This is a genomic window from Streptomyces sp. NPDC006997, assembly GCF_040635175.1.
Classification (GTDB): domain Bacteria; phylum Actinomycetota; class Actinomycetes; order Streptomycetales; family Streptomycetaceae; genus Streptomyces.
Window position 1 is genome coordinate 1 of the sequence record NZ_JBEYHH010000068.1, and the last position, 17,473, is coordinate 17,473.

General features: G+C 66.6%; 11 protein-coding genes. 5 read left to right on the forward strand and 6 right to left on the reverse strand.

The genetic code is table 11. The features are described from left to right. The coding region (locus ABZ659_RS34855) for a transporter (RefSeq protein ID WP_360228695.1) at window positions 1-734 on the reverse strand (734 nt) is incomplete at its 3' end. Between the two features lie 325 nt (window positions 735-1,059). Between ABZ659_RS34855 and ABZ659_RS34860 the strand changes: the two genes are divergently transcribed. From ABZ659_RS34860 to ABZ659_RS34870, 3 genes are all read left to right on the forward strand, one after another. Further along, window positions 1,060-1,269, forward strand: coding sequence for a hypothetical protein (locus ABZ659_RS34860; protein ID WP_360228698.1), 210 nt, complete (start codon window positions 1,060-1,062; stop codon window positions 1,267-1,269). Between the two features lie 522 nt (window positions 1,270-1,791). Beyond that, window positions 1,792-3,414, forward strand: coding sequence for an AAA family ATPase (locus tag ABZ659_RS34865; RefSeq protein ID WP_360228701.1), 1,623 nt, complete (start codon window positions 1,792-1,794; stop codon window positions 3,412-3,414). Further along, complete coding sequence (locus ABZ659_RS34870) at window positions 3,411-5,174, forward strand: ATP-dependent helicase (RefSeq protein ID WP_360228704.1); 1,764 nt, start codon at window positions 3,411-3,413, stop codon at window positions 5,172-5,174. The genes ABZ659_RS34865 and ABZ659_RS34870 overlap by 4 nt, the downstream gene beginning before the upstream one ends. 296 nt (window positions 5,175-5,470) lie before the next feature. Here the strand turns inward: ABZ659_RS34870 and ABZ659_RS34875 are convergent, their stop codons facing one another. From ABZ659_RS34875 to ABZ659_RS34895, 5 genes are all read right to left on the reverse strand, one after another. Next, entirely contained in the window at window positions 5,471-8,614 is a 3,144-nt protein-coding gene (locus tag ABZ659_RS34875) for a type I restriction endonuclease (protein ID WP_360228707.1), read from the reverse strand. Further along, window positions 8,614-9,873 (reverse strand): restriction endonuclease subunit S, encoded by a 1,260-nt coding sequence (locus tag ABZ659_RS34880; RefSeq protein ID WP_360228710.1) that lies wholly within the window; start codon window positions 9,871-9,873, stop codon window positions 8,614-8,616. Before ABZ659_RS34880 ends, ABZ659_RS34875 begins: the two co-directional genes overlap by 1 nt. A 35-nt stretch (window positions 9,874-9,908) precedes the next feature. After that, window positions 9,909-11,651 carry a class I SAM-dependent DNA methyltransferase gene (locus ABZ659_RS34885; RefSeq protein WP_360228713.1) on the reverse strand — a complete coding sequence of 581 codons (1,743 nt, stop codon included), beginning with the start codon at window positions 11,649-11,651 and terminating at the stop codon, window positions 9,909-9,911. Between the two features lie 468 nt (window positions 11,652-12,119). Continuing rightward, window positions 12,120-13,460 carry a TRAM domain-containing protein gene (locus tag ABZ659_RS34890; protein WP_360228716.1) on the reverse strand — a complete coding sequence of 447 codons (1,341 nt, stop codon included), beginning with the start codon at window positions 13,458-13,460 and terminating at the stop codon, window positions 12,120-12,122. A 74-nt stretch (window positions 13,461-13,534) separates the two neighbouring features. Beyond that, window positions 13,535-15,577 carry an APC family permease gene (locus tag ABZ659_RS34895; protein ID WP_360228719.1) on the reverse strand — a complete coding sequence of 681 codons (2,043 nt, stop codon included), beginning with the start codon at window positions 15,575-15,577 and terminating at the stop codon, window positions 13,535-13,537. A 429-nt stretch (window positions 15,578-16,006) separates the two neighbouring features. On the opposite strand from ABZ659_RS34895, the gene ABZ659_RS34900 reads away from it, so the two are divergent. Both ABZ659_RS34900 and ABZ659_RS34905 read left to right on the forward strand, forming a co-directional pair. After that, the gene (locus ABZ659_RS34900; RefSeq protein ID WP_360228722.1) at window positions 16,007-16,675 is read left to right on the forward strand and encodes a TrkA family potassium uptake protein; all 669 of its coding nucleotides are present in this window, start codon (window positions 16,007-16,009) and stop codon (window positions 16,673-16,675) included. Beyond that, the gene (locus ABZ659_RS34905; protein ID WP_360228725.1) at window positions 16,675-17,352 is read left to right on the forward strand and encodes a TrkA family potassium uptake protein; all 678 of its coding nucleotides are present in this window, start codon (window positions 16,675-16,677) and stop codon (window positions 17,350-17,352) included. The genes ABZ659_RS34900 and ABZ659_RS34905 overlap by 1 nt, the downstream gene beginning before the upstream one ends. Window positions 17,353-17,473: the final 121 nt, after the last annotated feature.

Sequence of the window (17,473 nt, forward strand, 5' to 3'; positions counted from 1 at the left end):
TAGACCAGCAGCTTGCTGCGCTGCGGCGGGCACAGGCAGGCAAAGTTGCGCAGCCGCTGATACGCCCGGTAGGTCTTGCGCTCCACCCGGTTCACCCCGTCCCCGAGCCCAAGCAGGACCTCGTCGACCGCACCCGCCAACTCGCGCATCGCCGCGCCCTGGACATCAGCCGCCGACTGACCAACCGCCTGGCGCCGTGCCCGGCGGGCCACCTGCACGCCGCCGCTCACGGAGGCCACGGTCTCAAGCCCGAGCAGGTCCCTGCCGAAGAGTCGGTAGCGAACCAGGTCGATCGACCTCCGGTGCTCGCGCACGGCATGCACGTCGTAGCGGGTGAAGTCGCCGGCGATGCAGATCAGGCGTGGTCCGCTCCACAGGACCTGGGACGCGGCCGTCACCCCGAGCCGGTCGCGGACCAGGTGCTCGAACTCCGCCCGGTGGTCCATCAGCCAGGCCAGGTAGAACAGGCCCTGGTTGATGACGCCGGCGTCCGTGGCGCGCTTGTACTCGATGATGACCGGCGATCCGTTCTCGTCCAGCCCGAGCGAGTCGATCCGGCCCCCGTGGGCGGGCCCCGTGCTGTACTCGCTCGCCAGGAACCGGACGCCCAGCAGCGTCTCCATGTGCGCCTCGACGAGAGCCTGCACATCGGCCTCGATCTCAGCAAGACGCGGCATGACCTCCGTCATGCCGCTGTTCGTCGTGTCCGTGCGGAACAGCTTCAGGCCCGACACCTTCCCCTCCTCGGCTCGGTGATCACCAACGCCGACGGGGTGCGGGATTGTTTCCGCGAGAGCCTTCGGGGGCGTGAAGATAGTGTGAGACCCTACGTACTGCTCGACCAGGGAGCTCGCGCCCCCCGGTCACCGGGAATCCGCGATTCCCCCATGTGTCCCCCGCGACCTGGGGGACAGCTCCCGGAAGCTGCGTTTACGCAGGTCAGCCCCCGTAGCTCAGCGGATAGAGCACGTGCCTTCTAAGCGCTTGGCCGCAAGTTCGAGACCTGCCGAGGGGCGCCACCGCCATACCCCAACCAGTGCACTAAGCCTGTGAAAACGTGTGCTGAACAGCCCGGCGCTCGGATCCGCAACCCCCGCTCACGGCCACATCGCCGGATCCGACGCGGTCAGCCGCTACGACCTCGGGGTGCTCATCGCCCAGCGTGACGGCCTCAACGCCTCCCGGCTGCGCGTCGGCCAGCGGGCGGACACGCGCTCGCCAGGAGCGCTCGACGTGCGTATCGACAGCCACACCACAAGCGTCGGCTGAGCACCAGGGTCCACGGTGCCTGCAAATTCCTCGGCGAGCGGTGAGGCGAGAAGTCGGAACTTACTTGCCTGGGCCGTCGTTCCTCGGGGAGCCAGACCCACACGCTCGCGACTCTACTCCAAGACATTCCCTTCCAGCTCGCCCACGGCCATCGGCGCCAAAGAGCAGACCGGACCGGGCTGCGCTTGACCACGCAGCCCGCCACCCTCCGCCCCCTGGGTTCCCGCCTCCCGACCAGTGGTCACGCAGAATTCCTTTACCCGTCCTCGCGCACCCGACCATTACGCTCGGGCGGTGGCACCGTGCTCTCGACTCGGACAGCTTCGTGCCCCGCCAGGAGCCTGGAGCACCGATTTCCAACCATCATCCCGGATCAGGAACCCGAAATTCCGGAGCCCGGAAGCCCTAATCGTCGTACTCTAACCGAGTGAACCTCAGCGCCCTGGTGAATACGCCCCTGAGTCATTCCGGCACCGTCGTTCGGCGTCCGAAGCCCGTATTGCGACGGGCAGGTCAGCAGCAGTGAGACTCACCAGGCTGAAAGTCGTCAACTACGCCCGATTGCAAGACCTCGACATCGAGGTTCGCAAGCACCTTGTCGTCGTAGGCGCAAACGATGTCGGCAAGACGTCGCTCCTGCGGATGCTTAACCTCACGCTAGGCGCCACGCTCGGCCAGTTGTACCAGAGTCTGTCACGAGCGGATCTTCGGGACCAGGATCAGCCACTGACCGTGGAGGCCGTTCTGGCCGACTTCTCCAACATCGAGAAAGCCCTGTTCCACCGTGAGATCGACATCGATGCCAGCTCCGGCACCGCGTCGCTGACGGTCCGTCTCGATGTGCAGCCCAACGAGGATGACGTGGAGGCTGTTGTCATCCACCGGGTCCTGACCGGTACGGCAGACCGTCGCGCGCCGACTCGCCAGCAGCTAGACGCGTTCGGCTGGCGCTACCTGCCGGCCACGCGCGGGACGAACGGGGCGCAGCTCGGGGGCCCGAACAGTGCCCTGCAGCTGATGTTCGACAGCCTCGACATGGGCGCGGAGCGGGCCGCCCTCACGGCGGTCCTCAGCGACTTCAACGACAAGCTCCACGTCAGCGAAAGTCTGACCGAGCTCCGCAGGAAGATCGCGGGGCACTTGGCCAAGGCCATGCCGCGCCAGGTCACCGCCAACGATCTAGCTGTGCGCACCTCGGCCGACCCGGGTGCGTCCGTGCTGGAGGGCGTCTCGATGTTTCTCCATCGCGATGACCAGTACGTGCCGATCGCCCAGCAGTCGGATGGCCTTCGCCAGCTGATGGCGCTCACCCTGTTCGACCTTGCCGAGAACGCCGCGAACATCATCGCGGTCGACGAACCGGAACTCCACCTGCATCCTGCCAGCCAGCGGACCATCGCCGAGTTGTTCGCCGCGGCCGAAAACCAGAAGATCGTCTGCACGCACTCGCCGTACGTTCTGCAGCGCTTCGAGCCGGCCCAGGTGCTGGTGGTTGCCCCCGGTGGGGATGTGCACCAGGTGCCGGATGGTGGCCTGGGTGCGGTGGAGAAGCTCCGCGCCCAATGGTGGTCCCCGCGCCTGCTAGAAGCCCTGACCGCCCGCTACGTCATCGCGGTCGAAGGCGTCGCCGACAGGATCATCGTCGAAGCGGCAGCACGGGCACTCGAGATCGGGCTGGACCGACTCGGCGTAGTCGTCTTCGAACTGGACGGTGCCGACAAGTTCCGGCACGTCTACAAAATGCTCGGGCCAAACGGCTTCGGCGTGCATGTCCTGGGCCTCGTAGACAAGGCCGAGGAAGGCATCTTCCTCGGTGCTATCGGGGGCCGGCCGAAGGATCTGATCGGAACGAAGGTCTGGTCCAGCGACAGCGACCTGGAGGATGAGTACTGCAAAGCGCTGACCGGGCCTGGCGCCGGCCGCATCCTCATCGACGCAGGCGTGTGCCGACTCGAGGGGCTCCTCCAGGCGTGCGGTGCCTCCAGCGAGGATGAGCTCACGTCCGAAGCCGTCGCGGCCTACTGCCGCAGGAACAAGACCGATGCGGCCACAGCCATCGCGGACGCGATAACCCGCGAACAAGCGGAGGCGATAGGTAGCGTCGCTGGAATCCTCACCCGGGCTAAGGAACTGGCCGGAGGATGAATCAGGACACGGGACCGGACCCGGCCTACAGCCCAGCGGCGAACCTCCTGGCCATCGCACCGCCGGGCTGCGGCAAGACGGAGCTGCTCGCCCGACGCGCGGTTCACCTGCTCGGTGCGCTACAGCCCCACCAGCGCATCCTCGCACTGACGTTCTCCAATCGCGCGAAGCAGAACCTACGTGAGCGCCTTTTGCGCACTCTGGGACCGCAGCGTTTTTCGCGCCACGTCCGAGTTACCAACTTCCACGGGCATGCCGCTGACATCATCCGCGCCCACGGCCGGACTCTCGGGCTCGATCCGAACACTCCGATGCCTGGCCGCTCAACCCTCACCGACGCGATCTCCTTGTTCACCGACGGCCTAGACATCGGCCCTGCCATCAACCGCAGGAAGGCCATCGAAGCGGCCCTGACCGCCGCAAAGCAGGGCCCATACGACGACGATGAGGTGCGCGAAGCCCTCGCCGCCAGCGGTAACACCTTTGCCCAGCAGATCGAGGCCAAGCGTCTCGCAGAAGGGATCTTCCACTACGAGGATCTGCTCCGGCACGCCCAACGGCTGCTCAGGGTCGAGGAGATCGCCCGCCTGTACCAACTGCACTACGGTGCGGTTCTGGTCGACGAGTTCCAGGACATGTCACGGCAGCAGCTGGAGATCGCCCTCGCGAGCAGCTTGGCTAGCCGGACCTTCGTCGGCGACCCCCTTCAGGGGATCTTCAGCTGGGCTGGCGCGAGGCCCGCTGAGGTGGAACGGGAGTTGAGGCATATCTGCGGCGAACCACGCCGTCTCACTCTCTCGTATCGGTCCTCCCCTGCCGTGCTCGACGTCGTGAACCATGTCGCAGCCCGGCTCGACGATGTCGCGGATCTCCGGTCAGTCCGGCCTGATGCCTGGCCCCAGGGCGGTGCCGCAGCCACCGCGGGCTTCAACAGCGGGGCCGAGGAAGCAGGGTGGATTGTGGACCGGGCAACCGAAATCCTGTCTGCCTTTCCCAAGGCGACCATCGGCGTCATCACCCGGTCTGGGTGGCGCCGCAAGTACGTGGATGCGGCGTTCTCGAACGCAGTCCACCTCCGGTGCCAGCGCTGGGACCTCGCGATCGAGGACAACACCATGGTTCAGCGGCTGGTGGCCACGGTTGCCCAGCTGCCGCGCCAAGCCGATATGGAGAGGCTGCGAAGCGCGGTGCTTGGAGGCATCGACCCGAGCGATGTCGACACGATGGAACAGGCGACGAACGCCCTATCAGAGTTCGAACGCCTGGCCATCCAGGCGGGATCTCTCGCTGCGGCGGCAGCCCAACTCCGCATCGTGGAGGAGGGCTCGGCCATCGAGCCGGGCGTCCACTTGCTCAACGCCCACACAGGAAAAGGACAGCAGTTCGACTGGGTATTCGTGCCCGGCTTCGAGGACTGGCACATCCCAGATGGTCGGGCCGACACCGCCGAGCAACTGGCAGAAGAGCTCCGGGTCGTCCTCGTCATGGTCTCCAGGGCACGCCATGGCGTCGTCATCACCCGCGCGCGGTCTCTCATCTCCAAGGCAGGCAACCCCTACGCCACGCGCGAGAGCCAGTGGTGGCCCATAATCGTCGAGGCATGCCCAATGAACGCCAACACCCTCGCCCAGCACATCTCCGAACTGGTATCCCATGGCGCCCCTCGGGATGAGTCCGTGTCCGCACCGCCACAAGCGTCAGAACAGGTACGAACCGAGGTCGCGGAGGATTCGGTGGCCACTGGCACAGTAGGCCAATGATCCCTTCGCACTTCGTCGACCTCCCGCCCCGAGTAGCACGAGGACCGGCAACCGCAGCAGGTTGCCGGGGCAGAACCGCACGGGGCAGGGCCCGGACCGCGAGGCGCAGTCCGGGCCGTGCTGCCGTATCGGGGCTCTGCTGCCGTGCCGGGTACGGCCGGTCCAGCTCAGCGCTCGGCGCAGTGGTAGGCGCGACCTACTAGGTCCGGGCTCGGGCAGCAGGGCCATGGTTCCTTGGCCTCACTCCCGCAGAGGTGTGTTCTGCTGGGGCGGGATATGCGGGATATGCGCCGCATCTAAGAATCCACCTGCTGATCGACCGCTGCTTCGTAGAAGGCATCCGCGAGGGCGACGATGATCGAGTTGATAGCCGGCCCGTCCGTGAAGAAGTAGTCAGCAATCGTGTTGTGGGCGTCCTGGTTGTCTGCAACTGCCTCAGTGACGGCTGCTTGGAAGTCTTGTGACTCCAGGAACTGCTTCTTGGAGTTCACCTTGGTCTGCTTGATCAGGTTCGGGTCGGCGAGCAACCGCTGGACGAGGCCCTGCACGAACTCCCTGATCTGGTACTCGGCGAACGTCTCGGCGCCGAAGAGGTCGTTCATCTTGTCTATGACGACTTGGAGCGCGACGTACTTCGGTTCCTTCTTCGTGCCCGTGCCGGCGGCGCTGATGCCCTTCAGTTGCCCGTCACCCACGAGCGAGATGTCGACCGGGATCGCCTTGTTGTGCTTGACCCCGACCAGCACCACGTCGGAGAGGTCGACGTCGGCCGCCCACGCGGACTCGGCGATGACCTTCTCCAGCAGGCGCAGGAAGATCGAGAGCATCTCCATGTAGGGGTCGCCGTAGTCGACGATCTGGGACATGAAGTCATAGAGGCGTACGTAGGTGGAGACGTCCTTGCGGAACAGGTCGAGCGCCTGGAGCGTGACCTTGTCCTCTTCCTCGATCGCCCTCGCGTAGCGGCGCCGGAAGTCGTGCTGCGCCGGGCTGATCGCCGCCGAGAGGGCGTTGTTGCCCTTCCGGGTCACCCACAGTTCGGCGACCTTGCGGACGTCGTCCTCGGTGTAGATTCCGGCCTGGGCGAGCTTGTTCGCCAGGTGGACGACGACGTACGGGTCGGTCTCGGTCTCCAGGGTCGCGTTCTTGAAGTACGGCTCGAAGGCCGCCTTGATGTCCTCGGGCTTGTTGGCGAAATCGATGACGAACGTCTTGCGCTTCTGCTCCCCACCCGCGGTGCGGTGGGTGCGGTTGAGCCGCGAGAGCGTCTGCACCGCGGCGACCCCCGACAGCTTCTTGTCGACGTACATCGCTGAGAGTAAGGGCTGGTCGAAGCCGGTCTGGAACTTGTTGGCGACCAGCATGATCTTGTACGTATCACCCTTGAACGCGGCCGCCAGATCAGCCCCGGCACCGGGGTTCATGTTGGCCTCGGTGAACTCGTCATCCTTCGACGGCTGCGGGCCCCAGTCGCTGTGCCACGTCTCGTCCTCGGCCATCGTTACCCCCGCGGAGAAGGCGACCAGGGTGCGGTAGTTGTACGAGGCGTCCTCGGCGCTGCGCCTGGCGATGTAGGCGTCGATGGCCAGCTTGTACTTCACCGCGGACTTGCGTGAGTCGGTCACCACCATCGCCTTCGCCTTGCCTTCGAGGAGGTAGGCGACGTTGGCGTGGAAGTGCTCGACGATGATCTGTACCTTCTGGCTGATGTTCGTCGGGTGGAGCTGCACCCACCGCATCAGCCCCTTGCGGGCAGCAGCTTCCTCGACCTCTCCCCCGTCACCGCTCTCGGCCCTGCCGGCGATCTTCAACGCGGTGTCGTAGGACTGATAGCCCTTGAGCACGTCGAGGATGTAGCCCTCCTCGATCGCCTGCTTCATCGAGTACAGGTGGAACTCTCGCGGCTTCCCGTCGACGCCCTTACGGCCGAACAGTTCGAGGGTCTTGTTCTTCGGCGTCGCGGTGAAGGCGAAGTAAGAGATGTTCTCCGACTCGGCCCGCTCGGTCATCTCCGATGCCAGCACCGACTCCACATCGACCTCACCGCCCTCCTCGATCTCCTTCACCTCCTCGGCGGTCAGCACCTGCTTCAGCTTCGAGGAGATCTGACCCGACTGGGAGGAGTGCGCCTCATCGGCGATGACGGCGAACCGCTTGCCCTTCAGGCCGGCGTCGGTCCGTATCTCGTCCAGCGCATGCGGGAAGGTCTGCACCGTCACCGCGATGATCAGCTCACCGTTCTTCAACGCCTGCGCCAGCAGACCCGACTTCGACTTCGCGCCGGCCTTGCGGACGTCCTCGGGGCTGATAGTCGCGACGATCTTGCCGGAGCCGTCGATCTGCCGGATCGCGTCCTGCAACTGGGAGTCGAGCACAGTGCGGTCCACGACCACGATGACCGAGTCGAAGACCTTCTTGTCCTCGACATGTAGCCGCGCCAGCCGATGGGCTGTCCAGGCGATGGTGTTCGTCTTCCCCGACCCGGCCGAGTGCTCGATCAGGTACCGCTGTCCTACACCCTCCTCCTTCACCGCCTCGATGATGCTCGTGACGGCCTCCCACTGGTGGAACCGCGGGAAGAGCATGTTCGTACGCCGCACCGATGTGCCGGTGGTGACGTCCCACTCCTCCTTTGTCTGCACGATCATCAGCCGCCCGATGATGTTCAGCCAAGCGTGCTTCTCCCACACCCGCTCCCACAGGTACGCCGTCGACGACCGTCCGTTCGCGCCGGGCGGGTTACCGGCACCGCTGTCGTAGCCGATGTTGAACGGCAAGAAGTGGGTCTTCTCCCCCTCCAGCCTCGTGGTCATCGCCGCCAGGCCGTTCGAGACAGCGAAGTGCACCAGCGCCCGGTGCCCGAACGACAGCAACGGCTCCGGCCGCCCGTTCGTCAACGGATTGCGATCACGCTTGTACTGGTTGACCGCCTCGTCCAGCGACTGGGTGAAGTCGGTCTTCAACTCCACCGTTGCCACCGGGAGCCCGTTGACGAAGAAGACCAGATCGATACTGCGCTGGTCGGCGGTCGAGAAGTGCACCTGCCGCACCACCCGCACCCGCATCGCCTCGTAGTGCGCCGTCGTGGTCTCGTTGAGCAACGTCTCCGGACGGAACTGCGCCATCTTCAACCGGCCACCGCCGATGTACTGCACCCCGTTACGCAGGATGTTCAGCGTCCCACCGCCATGTTCCAGCGGTCGATCGAGCGCCGCGGTCAGCACATCGAGGAACTTCGCCTGCGACCCCGCCGCCTTCAACGCCTTCTCGTACGCCGGCTCCTGCGTCTCCTCCAGCCACGCGAACAGATCAGCGGGGAACAGTGCCCGCTCTCGGTCGTACTTGCCACCGTCGCGGTCGTTCTTCGAGTACAGCCAGCCGTGATCCCGCAGGTACTCGCAGATCTCCTTCTCGAAGATCGGCTCGTTATGGTCGGCCATCACGCCCCCTCTCTCACGTCGATCTGCCCCGTCACCGCCGCCGTGATCAATGCAGATCGGCGCTCCCTGGAAAGCTCGACGAACCGCTCCGTCTCAGTGATGAGCGAGTCGATCTTCACTGTCTCCTCGTCCAGGAATTCGACGATGCGGCGCTGCTCGTCGAGAGGCGGCAGCGGAATGCGAAATGCCTTTAGGTCTCTCATCCCAATCGTTCGGATCGTCGAGCCATTCTGGAATGAGTCGAAGAAAGGCTGCATCGCATCCTCGAACAAGACCCAGAGGTACTCGGGATCAAGATCCGGTCCGCACACCCACGCCGCGAAGTGCTGAGATGTTGCCATCGGAACACCCATGATCGCAGTGCGGCCGACAGTGGCGTCCCGAGAAAGGACAACAGTCCGTGCTGGAAGGAGACGGGCGGAGCTGTTGGCAATTCCAGCGTCGCTGATGTGCTGCGTCGTGTCGTTTAGGTACTTGACACCCCGCATCATCCCAACATCGTGGAGGCTTACCCACGGGATATAACAGTCCTGCCACCAGTCCTCCCGGGAGCGGCTCGGAGTGTGTCCGCTTTCGAGTGCTGCAACGGAGGTGAGTGGGACGACACGCCAAGCAGCTGGGAGCGTCTTTGCCCACGGCAAGGGACTTTCGGTCTCCTCCGTCGGTGTCGTTCCGTGCAAAGCCACGTTGACGCGAAGTGCAAACCGGCGCTCACGAAGCATCTTGATCAACTGCTGCTGCTCTTCGATGAGCGTGTCGATGCGGGCTGTCTCGCGGTCGAGATAGTCTGCGATGGCGCGCTGCACCTCCGCTGGCGGAAGCGGGATAGGAATCCTGGCAAGCTTCTCTGCCGTGAGGTGCGGCATTGAGACAACGTTGGAGCAGGCGCGGATGAAGCCACTAGCCCGCAACGCAATCAAGTAGAAAGCGATGAAGCGCCCATCAAAGTCTCCAAGCGGTCGAAGTCGGTTGATCGAGTTCTGGAATCCCCAGCCAGGAATATCCTGATCGATATACGCGGCACGGCCGAATCCGCCCTGGCCGCCCTCGACGACGACCACGTCGCCCGCGCGGATACTCAACTGCTCAAGTTCGCCCTCACCGAACCACATCTCATTCACGTCGTCGAGGGCCAACACGCCATCGGGCTGCACATTCGCAGCGCGCATGTAGGGCGCCCGCGTGTCACTGCCCGAATCCTTACCCTGCAACATCTTACCGAGCGTGACCGTCGCGGCGTGCTTGACCTGGCCTGCCATCCATCCATCGGGCAGGCCCTTCCAAAGAGGACCGGTCACTGCTCCACCTCTCGCAGCAGGTCAAGAATCTTGGCAACCTGCTTCTCCAGATCCGCATCGATCTCGGCGAGCGGCCGGGGCGGGACGTACCTGTAGAAATGGCGGGTGAAGGGGATTTCGTATCCGATCTTGGTCTTCGCCCAGTCGATCCAGGCATCGCGGACGTGCGGCTTCACCTCCGCGTCGAAGTACGCCTGGATGACCTCGCGCTCCGCCTCCGCGCCTGCCGTCGAGTCACCGTAGGTGAATGGCACGTTCTCGGTGTCGCGCTTCTTCGAGTCTGGCTTTGGGTTGCCCTTTCGGTCGACGACCGGCTTACCGTCTTCCATTAGCGGGCGCTCGACGGTGATGTTCCAGTAACCGAACTCGTTGCTTTTTAGTACCTTGGAGAGATCGGGATCAGCTTCTTCGAAATCGGCGTACAACTGCACAATCTTGGCCCGGTCATCGTCGCTGATCTCGCGGTTCTTCGAGCCGAGACTCGGGCGCATCCTGGTCCAGAACGATGTGCCGTCGATGAGTTGGACCTTGCCCTGGCGGTCGGGGTGCTTGGTGTTGTCGAGGATCCAGATGTAGGTGGCGATGCCGGTGTTGAAGAACATGTTTGTCGGCAGCGCGACGATCGCCTCGACCAGGTCGTTCTCCAGCAGCCACTTGCGGATGTTGGAGGGGCCGGATTCGGCGGCGCCGTTGAACAGCGGCGAGCCGTTCATGATGATGCCAACGCGGCCGCCGCCGTCCTCGGGTGCGCGCATCTTGTGGGCCAGGTGGAGCAGGAAGAGCATTTGGCCGTCCGAGGTCGCGGGGAGGCCCGGCGCGAAGCGGCCGTAGGGGCCGGCGGAGTCGCGCTCCTCCTTGACTGCCTTGGCGTACTGCTTCCAGTCCACCCCGTAGGGCGGGTTGGACATGCAATAGTCGAACTGGCGGCCCTTGAAGGCGTCGTCGGTGAGCGTGTTGCCGAAGGCGATGTTGGTCGCGTCGTGGCCCTTGGCGAGCAGGTCGGACTTGCAGATGGCGTACGACTGCGGGTTGTACTCCTGGCCGTACAGGCTCAGCTTCGCTTCGGGGTTCTGGGCGAGCAGGTGTTCCTCTGCCAGGGAGAGCATGCCGCCCGTGCCGGCGGTGGGGTCGTACAGCGACCGGATGATGCCGCCCTCCGTGAGGTCAACGTCCTTCTCCGCGAAGAGCAGGTCGACCAGCAGCCGGATCGCGTCGCGCGGCGTGTAGTGGTCTCCTGAGGTCTCGTTCGCGGCCTCGTTGAACTTGCGGATGATGTACTCGAACGCATCCCCCATGTCTGCGTTGGACACCACGCCGGGATGCAGGTCGACGGCGCCGAAGGACTTGACGATCTCGCGCAGGAGCCCGGCCTTCTCCAGGGCCAGGATCTCCTTCTTGAAGTCGAAGAACTCGAACACGTCCACGTCGGCGGAGAACCGGTCGATGTAGTCGGCGAGGTTGTCCGCTAGCCCGTCGGCGTCGGCCAGCAGGTTCGCGAACTCGTAGTTGGAGGTGTTGTAGAACGTTCGGCCCGTGACCTTCTTGACCTCGACCTTGAGCCGGTTCGGGTTCTCGTGCCTCGCAGCCAGCTCCCGTACCGCCGCGCGGTCCGGCTCGAGGATGCAGTCGAGCCGTCTCAAGATCGTGAACGGGAGAATCACCGTCCCGTACTGGTTGGGGCGGTAGGGGCCCCGAAGCTGGTCAGCGATTGACCAGATGAAGCTACCGAGCGTGCTCACAAGGTTCCTCACGAGAATCGTCTAGCAGTGCCGATCACTCTGCCAGAGGCAGCAGCCAGCGTCCCATGGTTCAGCTATGGGACCTCCTCGACGTGCTCTTGCCGATCGGCCCCGGGGCCTGCGCGTGCTGCCGGAGCGGAACTTGCCTAAGCGTTGGAAGATGGCAAAAACGAGCCAGGCTCGTCGGACTTCCACTACGGCGAGATGAAGATGCGCCGGCACGACACCGAAGCACCTCTGGGCAAGCAACTGCTCCTGAGCGTGCACTGGACAGTGGCCGGATAAGAGTTGCGGGTCGTTCGTGCCCTCACCTCCGCAGGAGGACTCCGGCCCACCGCCACCGCAGGAAGAACCAACTGACTCCCCATCAGAACGAGCGTCAAATGAGCGTCACGAGCGTCATTTCAGCGTCAAGATATCGCCCGTAACGCACACAACGCACATAATGCGCACGGACAAAACCGCAGGTCAGGAGCCCTTTGCGGCCGGTTCAAGGATGGCGACACACTCCACATGGTGGGTCATCGGGAACAGATCAAACACCCGCAACATCCGCACCCGATACCCCCCCTGCCCGAAGTACCCCAGATCCCGCGCCAACGCCGCCGGATCGCAGGCCACGTACGCGATCCGCCGTGCCCCCAGCGACGCCAGATGCGCCACCGTCGCGCGTCCGGCGCCGGCGCGTGGGGGGTCGAGGACGATCAGGTCGACCTCGGTGATGCCGGTGCGGGGCAGGACGGACTCGACCTTGCCCTGTTCCACGCGTACCCGGGGGAAGTCCGCGAGGTTGTGCCGGGCGTCCTCGACCGCGCGTTTGCCGGACTCGATGCCGAGGACCGCGCCCGTCTCGCCGACCCGGTCGGCCAGGGCGCCCGCGAAGAGGCCGACGCCGCAGTAGAGGTCGAGGGCCATCTCGCCCTTGCGCGGCAGCAGGCCCTGCATGACCGCGGTGACGAGGGTGTCGGCGGCCTTCGGGTGGACCTGCCAGAAGCCGCCGCTGCCGACGCGGTAGGTGCGGCCGTCGGCGCGCTCGCGGACGAAGGGGCGGCCGTGGACGCGGTGGACGCCGCCGTCCTTCTCGCCGACCCGCATGACCGAGACCGGCTTGTCCAGCTCGACGATGGGGAGTCGGGCGCCCGGTCGGGGAGTGAGGATGACCTGGCGGTCCTGGGAGCCGGTCGCCGCGATCGCCTCCACCGAGGCCATGCCGGTCCAGTCGCGCCGCTCGACGCCCAGCTCGCTGACCCCCTCCGCGGCGATCATGCAGTGGTCGACCGGCTCGACCTCGTGGGAGCGGTGGCGGCGCAGGCCCGCGCGCCCGGCGGCGTCGACGGCGTACTGCACGCGCGTGCGCCACTGCGGTACCTGCCCGGCGGGCAGCTTGTCGCCCTCCGCGGGCATCACCGTGCCGTCCCACCCGGCCTCCTCGGGGGTGAGCCCGGCGAGGCGCTGGAGCTGCTCGGCGACGACCTCGCCCTTGAGGCGCCGCTGGGCGCCCGGCTTGGCGTGCTGCCAGTCGCAGCCGCCGCAGCGCCCGGGACCGGCGTACGGGCACGGCGCCTCGATGCGGTCCTTGGACGGCGACAGGACGGAGACCGCGTCGGCGCGCAGGAACCGCGCGCCCTCCTCGCCCTCCGTGACCCGGGCGACCACTCGCTCGCCGGGCAGCGTGTGCCGGACGAAGAGGACCTGGCCCTCCTCCGTGCGGGCGATGCAGTGCCCGCCGTGCGCGACGGGGCCGACCTCGACCTCGAACTCGGCCCCGACCAGCGACCCCGCCTGCGTTTTCTTCGGTTCTGCCTGCATGGCGAGCGTGCTCCAGATGAGGGGGAAGGCGGGGTGTGGACAACAGCCCACCAGTCTACGTGCTCGCCGCGCCGTCAGTTCCCGCGGTCCTTCGGGGGCGGCCCGGCCGGTCCCCGCCGCACGGCGCCCGGCGCGTTCCACTCCTGCCGCTTGCGGGCGCGCTTCTTCGCCGCCTCGGAGGACGCCAGCTGGTACGGCACCGAGGTCACCATCACCCCGGGCGTGAACAGCAGCCGTCCCTTCAGCCGCAGGGCGCTCTGGTTGTGCAGCAGGTGCTCGTACCAGTGGCCGACGACGTACTCGGGAATGATCACGGAGACCGCGTCGCGCGGCGACTCACGGCGGATGCCGCGGACGTACTCGACGACCGGGCGGGTGATCTCCCGGTAGGGCGAGTCCAGGACCTTCAGCGGTACGTCGATGCCGCGCCGTTCCCACTCCTCGCGCAGCGCCTTGGTCTCGGCCGCGTCCACGTTGACGCTGAGCGCCTCCAGGGTGTCCGAGCGCATCAGCTTGGCGTAGGCGAGGGCGCGCAGCGCGGGTCGGTGGATCTTGGAGATCAGGACGACCGAGTGGACGCGTGAGGGGCGGAGGGTGTCGTCGCTGGGGCCCTCGGGGGCGGCGAGTTCGCTGGAGACGCGGTCGTAGTGGCGGCGGATCGCGGTCATGATGACGTAGAAGACCACCATGCCGAGCAGGGCCACCCAGGCGCCGTGCGAGAACTTCGTGACCAGGACGACGATCAGGACCAGGCCGGTGAAGAAGGCGCCGAAGGCGTTGATCGCGCGGGAGCGGTACATGTGGCGGCGCTTGGCCTGGTCGCGCTCGGTGGTGAGGTGGCGGTTCCAGTGCCGGACCATGCCGATCTGGCTGAGCGTGAAGGAGACGAACACGCCGACGATGTAGAGCTGGATGAGGCGCGTGGAGTCGGCGCCGTAGACCCACACCAGTACGGCGGCGGCTCCGGCCAGCAGCACGATGCCGTTGGAGAAGGCGAGGCGGTCGCCGCGGGTGTGCAGCTGGCGGGGCAGGTAGCGGTCCTGGGCGAGGATCGAGCCGAGCACCGGGAAGCCGTTGTACGCGGTGTTCGCGGCGAGGAACAGCACCAGCGCGGTGGCCGCGGCGAGCAGCACGAAGAAGAAGCTGCCCTTGCCGAAGACGGCCTCGGCGACCTGGGTGATCACCGGGTTCTGGACGTAGTCGCCGCCGACCGGGACGCCGCCGCGGAGCAGGTCCTGGGCGGGGTGCTCGGCCATCCGGACGTCGGTGGCGAGGGCCAGGCCGATGATGCCGCAGAACATGGTGACCGCGAGCAGGCCCATCAGCGCGAGCGTGTTCGCGGCGTTCCGCGACTTGGGCTTGCGGAAGGCGGGCACGCCGTTGGAGATCGCCTCGACGCCGGTGAGCGCGGCGCAGCCGGAGGAGAAGGCGCGCAGCAGCAGGAAGACCAGTGCGAAGCCCGCGAGGCCCTGGTGCTCGGGTTTGATCTCCAGGTCGGCGGTCGGCGCCCGCATGGAGTCGCCGAGCACCATGCCGCGGAAGGCACCCCAGGCGATCAGCAGGAAGACCCCGCTGACGAAGACGTACGTGGGGATGGCGAACAGCTTGCCCGACTCCTTGACCCCGCGCAGGTTCATCAGGGTCAGCAGCACGATCACCGCCAGCGCCGAGAACACCTTGTGCTCGACGATGAAGGGGACCGCGGAGCCGAGGTTCTCGATGCCGGAGGAGATGGAGACGGCGACGGTCAGGACGTAGTCGACGAGCAGGGCGCTGGCGACGGTGAGGCCCGCCCTGGGCCCGAGGTTGGTGTTGGCCACCTCGTAGTCGCCGCCGCCGCTGGGGTAGGCGTGCACGTTCTGCCGGTACGACGCGACGACCGTGAACATCAGCACGACGACCGCGGCGGCGATCCAGGGGCTGAAGTGGTACGACGACACGCCCGCGATGGAGAGGACCAGCAGCACCTCGCCGGGCGCGTAGGCCACGGAGGACAGCGGGTCGGAGGCGAAGACGGGGAGTGCGATGCGCTTCGGCAGGAGCGTCTCGCCCAGCCGGTCGCTGCGCAGTGCGCGCCCGATGAGAATCCGTTTGGGCACGTCGGTCAGTTTGGACACAACAGAGGATCGTAAGCCTTCGAACAGGCTGCCGCCCACCGCCCCGCCCCCATCTGCCTCACGAGTGAAATCGCGTTCGGTCACGGCAGCGGATTCCACGCATCCCACGCCAACCATGCCTATATGACAAAACGCTCTCCCCGCTGACGAAGCGCTCCCCGCCCCCGCCTGACTCCCGGAGGTCGTCCATGCCCGTCCCCGCAGAGCTGATCGGCGCCGCCGCCTCCCTCCTCGGCCTCGGCATCCTGACGCTGCTCAGCGTGCTGAGCATCAGCCGCCGCTGAGCAGGGCGGACCGTGCACGGGGGTGCCCCGGGCGGGGCGCGTGTGTGTAGCTTGGGCGGCGGTCTGAGACCCTGTTGACAGGCCCACGGCCAGGGTTGACAGGTCCAGGGCCAGGTCGACGCATCTTGACACCGGAAGGACGGTCGTGCACATCGTCATCATGGGCTGCGGCAGAGTGGGCTCCGCTCTCGCCCAGACCCTGGAGCAGCAGGGGCACACGGTCGCCGTGATCGACCAGGACCCCACCGCCTTCCGACGACTGGGATCCTCGTTCGGCGGGCGCCGGGTCACCGGCGTCGGCTTCGACCAGGACACCCTGCGTGAGGCGGGCATCGAGGAGGCGGGGGCCTTCGCCGCCGTCTCCAGCGGCGACAACTCCAACATCATCGCGGCCCGGGTGGCGCGCGAGATGTTCGGCGTGGAGAACGTCGCGGCCCGCATCTACGACCCCCGGCGCGCCGAGGTCTACCAGCGCCTCGGCATCCCCACCGTGGCGACCGTCCGCTGGACGGCCGACCAGATGCTGCGCAGACTGCTGCCCTCCGGCGCGGAGCCGCTGTGGCGCGACCCCACCGGCGGGGTGCAGCTGGCCGAGGTGCACGCCTCGGCGGCCTGGGTCGGCCACAAGATCAGCAGGTTGCAGGAGGAGACGGGCGTCCGGGTGGCGTTCCTGACCCGCCTCGGTGAGGCGGTCCTGCCCACCTCGCAGACGGTGTTGCAGGAGGGGGACCTGGTGCACGTGATGATGCGCTCGGACGAGGTCGAGAAGATCGAGGCGTCCTTCGCCGAGGGCCCGAAGGAGGGCGGTCACTGATGCGTGTCGCCATTGCCGGGGCCGGTGCGGTCGGCCGGTCGATCGCCGGTGAGCTGCTGGAGAACGGCCACGAGGTCCTCCTCGTCGACAAGGCGCCGACCGCGATCTCGGTCGAGCGCGTCCCGCAGGCGGAGTGGCTGCTGGCCGACGCCTGTGAGATCACCTCGCTGGACGAGGCGGCGCTCCAGCGCTGCAACGTCGTGATCGCCGCGACCGGCGACGACAAGGTGAACCTGGTCGTCTCGCTGCTCGCCAAGACGGAGTACGGCGTTCCGCGGGTCGTCGCCCGGGTGAACAACCCCAAGAACGAGTGGCTGTTCAACGAGTCGTGGGGCGTGGACGTCGCCGTCTCCACCCCGCGGCTGATGTCGGCCCTGGTGGAGGAGGCGGTGAGCGTCGGCGACCTGGTCCGGCTGCTGCGCTTCAGCCACGGCGACGCCAACCTGGTCGAGCTGACGCTGCCGGAGGAGTCGGCGCTGGCGGGCACCCGGGTGGGTGAGGTGGAGTGGCCCGAGGACACCTCGCTGGTCACCATCATCCGCGGCACGCGCGTGCTGACGCCGTCCGCGGAGGACTCCCTGGAGGCGGGCGACGAGCTGCTGTTCGTGGCGGCGCAGGCCCGGGAGGAGCAGTTGGAGGACCTGCTGTCGGTCCGCAGGGCGGACGCGCCGAGCTGAGCGTCGTCGTGCGTACGGAGGTGGGGTGCCCCAGGATCCTGGCATCCCCGCGATGCCCACGGTCCCCGCGGCCCGCTCGATGCCGACCCAGCCGACGGCGGGCAGCCCCGCCCTCCGCGAG

Bases quoted from the DNA above. Each gene is read 5' to 3' on its own strand.
- ABZ659_RS34870 (WP_360228704.1), top strand. From the start codon at position 3,411: ATGAATCAGGACACGGGACCGGACCCGGCCTACAGCCCAGCGGCGAAC.
- ABZ659_RS34875 (WP_360228707.1), bottom strand. From the start codon at position 8,614: ATGGCCGACCATAACGAGCCGATCTTCGAGAAGGAGATCTGCGAGTAC.
- ABZ659_RS34880 (WP_360228710.1), bottom strand. From the start codon at position 9,873: ATGGCAGGCCAGGTCAAGCACGCCGCGACGGTCACGCTCGGTAAGATG.
- ABZ659_RS34890 (WP_360228716.1), bottom strand. From the start codon at position 13,460: ATGCAGGCAGAACCGAAGAAAACGCAGGCGGGGTCGCTGGTCGGGGCC.
- ABZ659_RS34905 (WP_360228725.1), top strand. From the start codon at position 16,675: ATGCGTGTCGCCATTGCCGGGGCCGGTGCGGTCGGCCGGTCGATCGCC.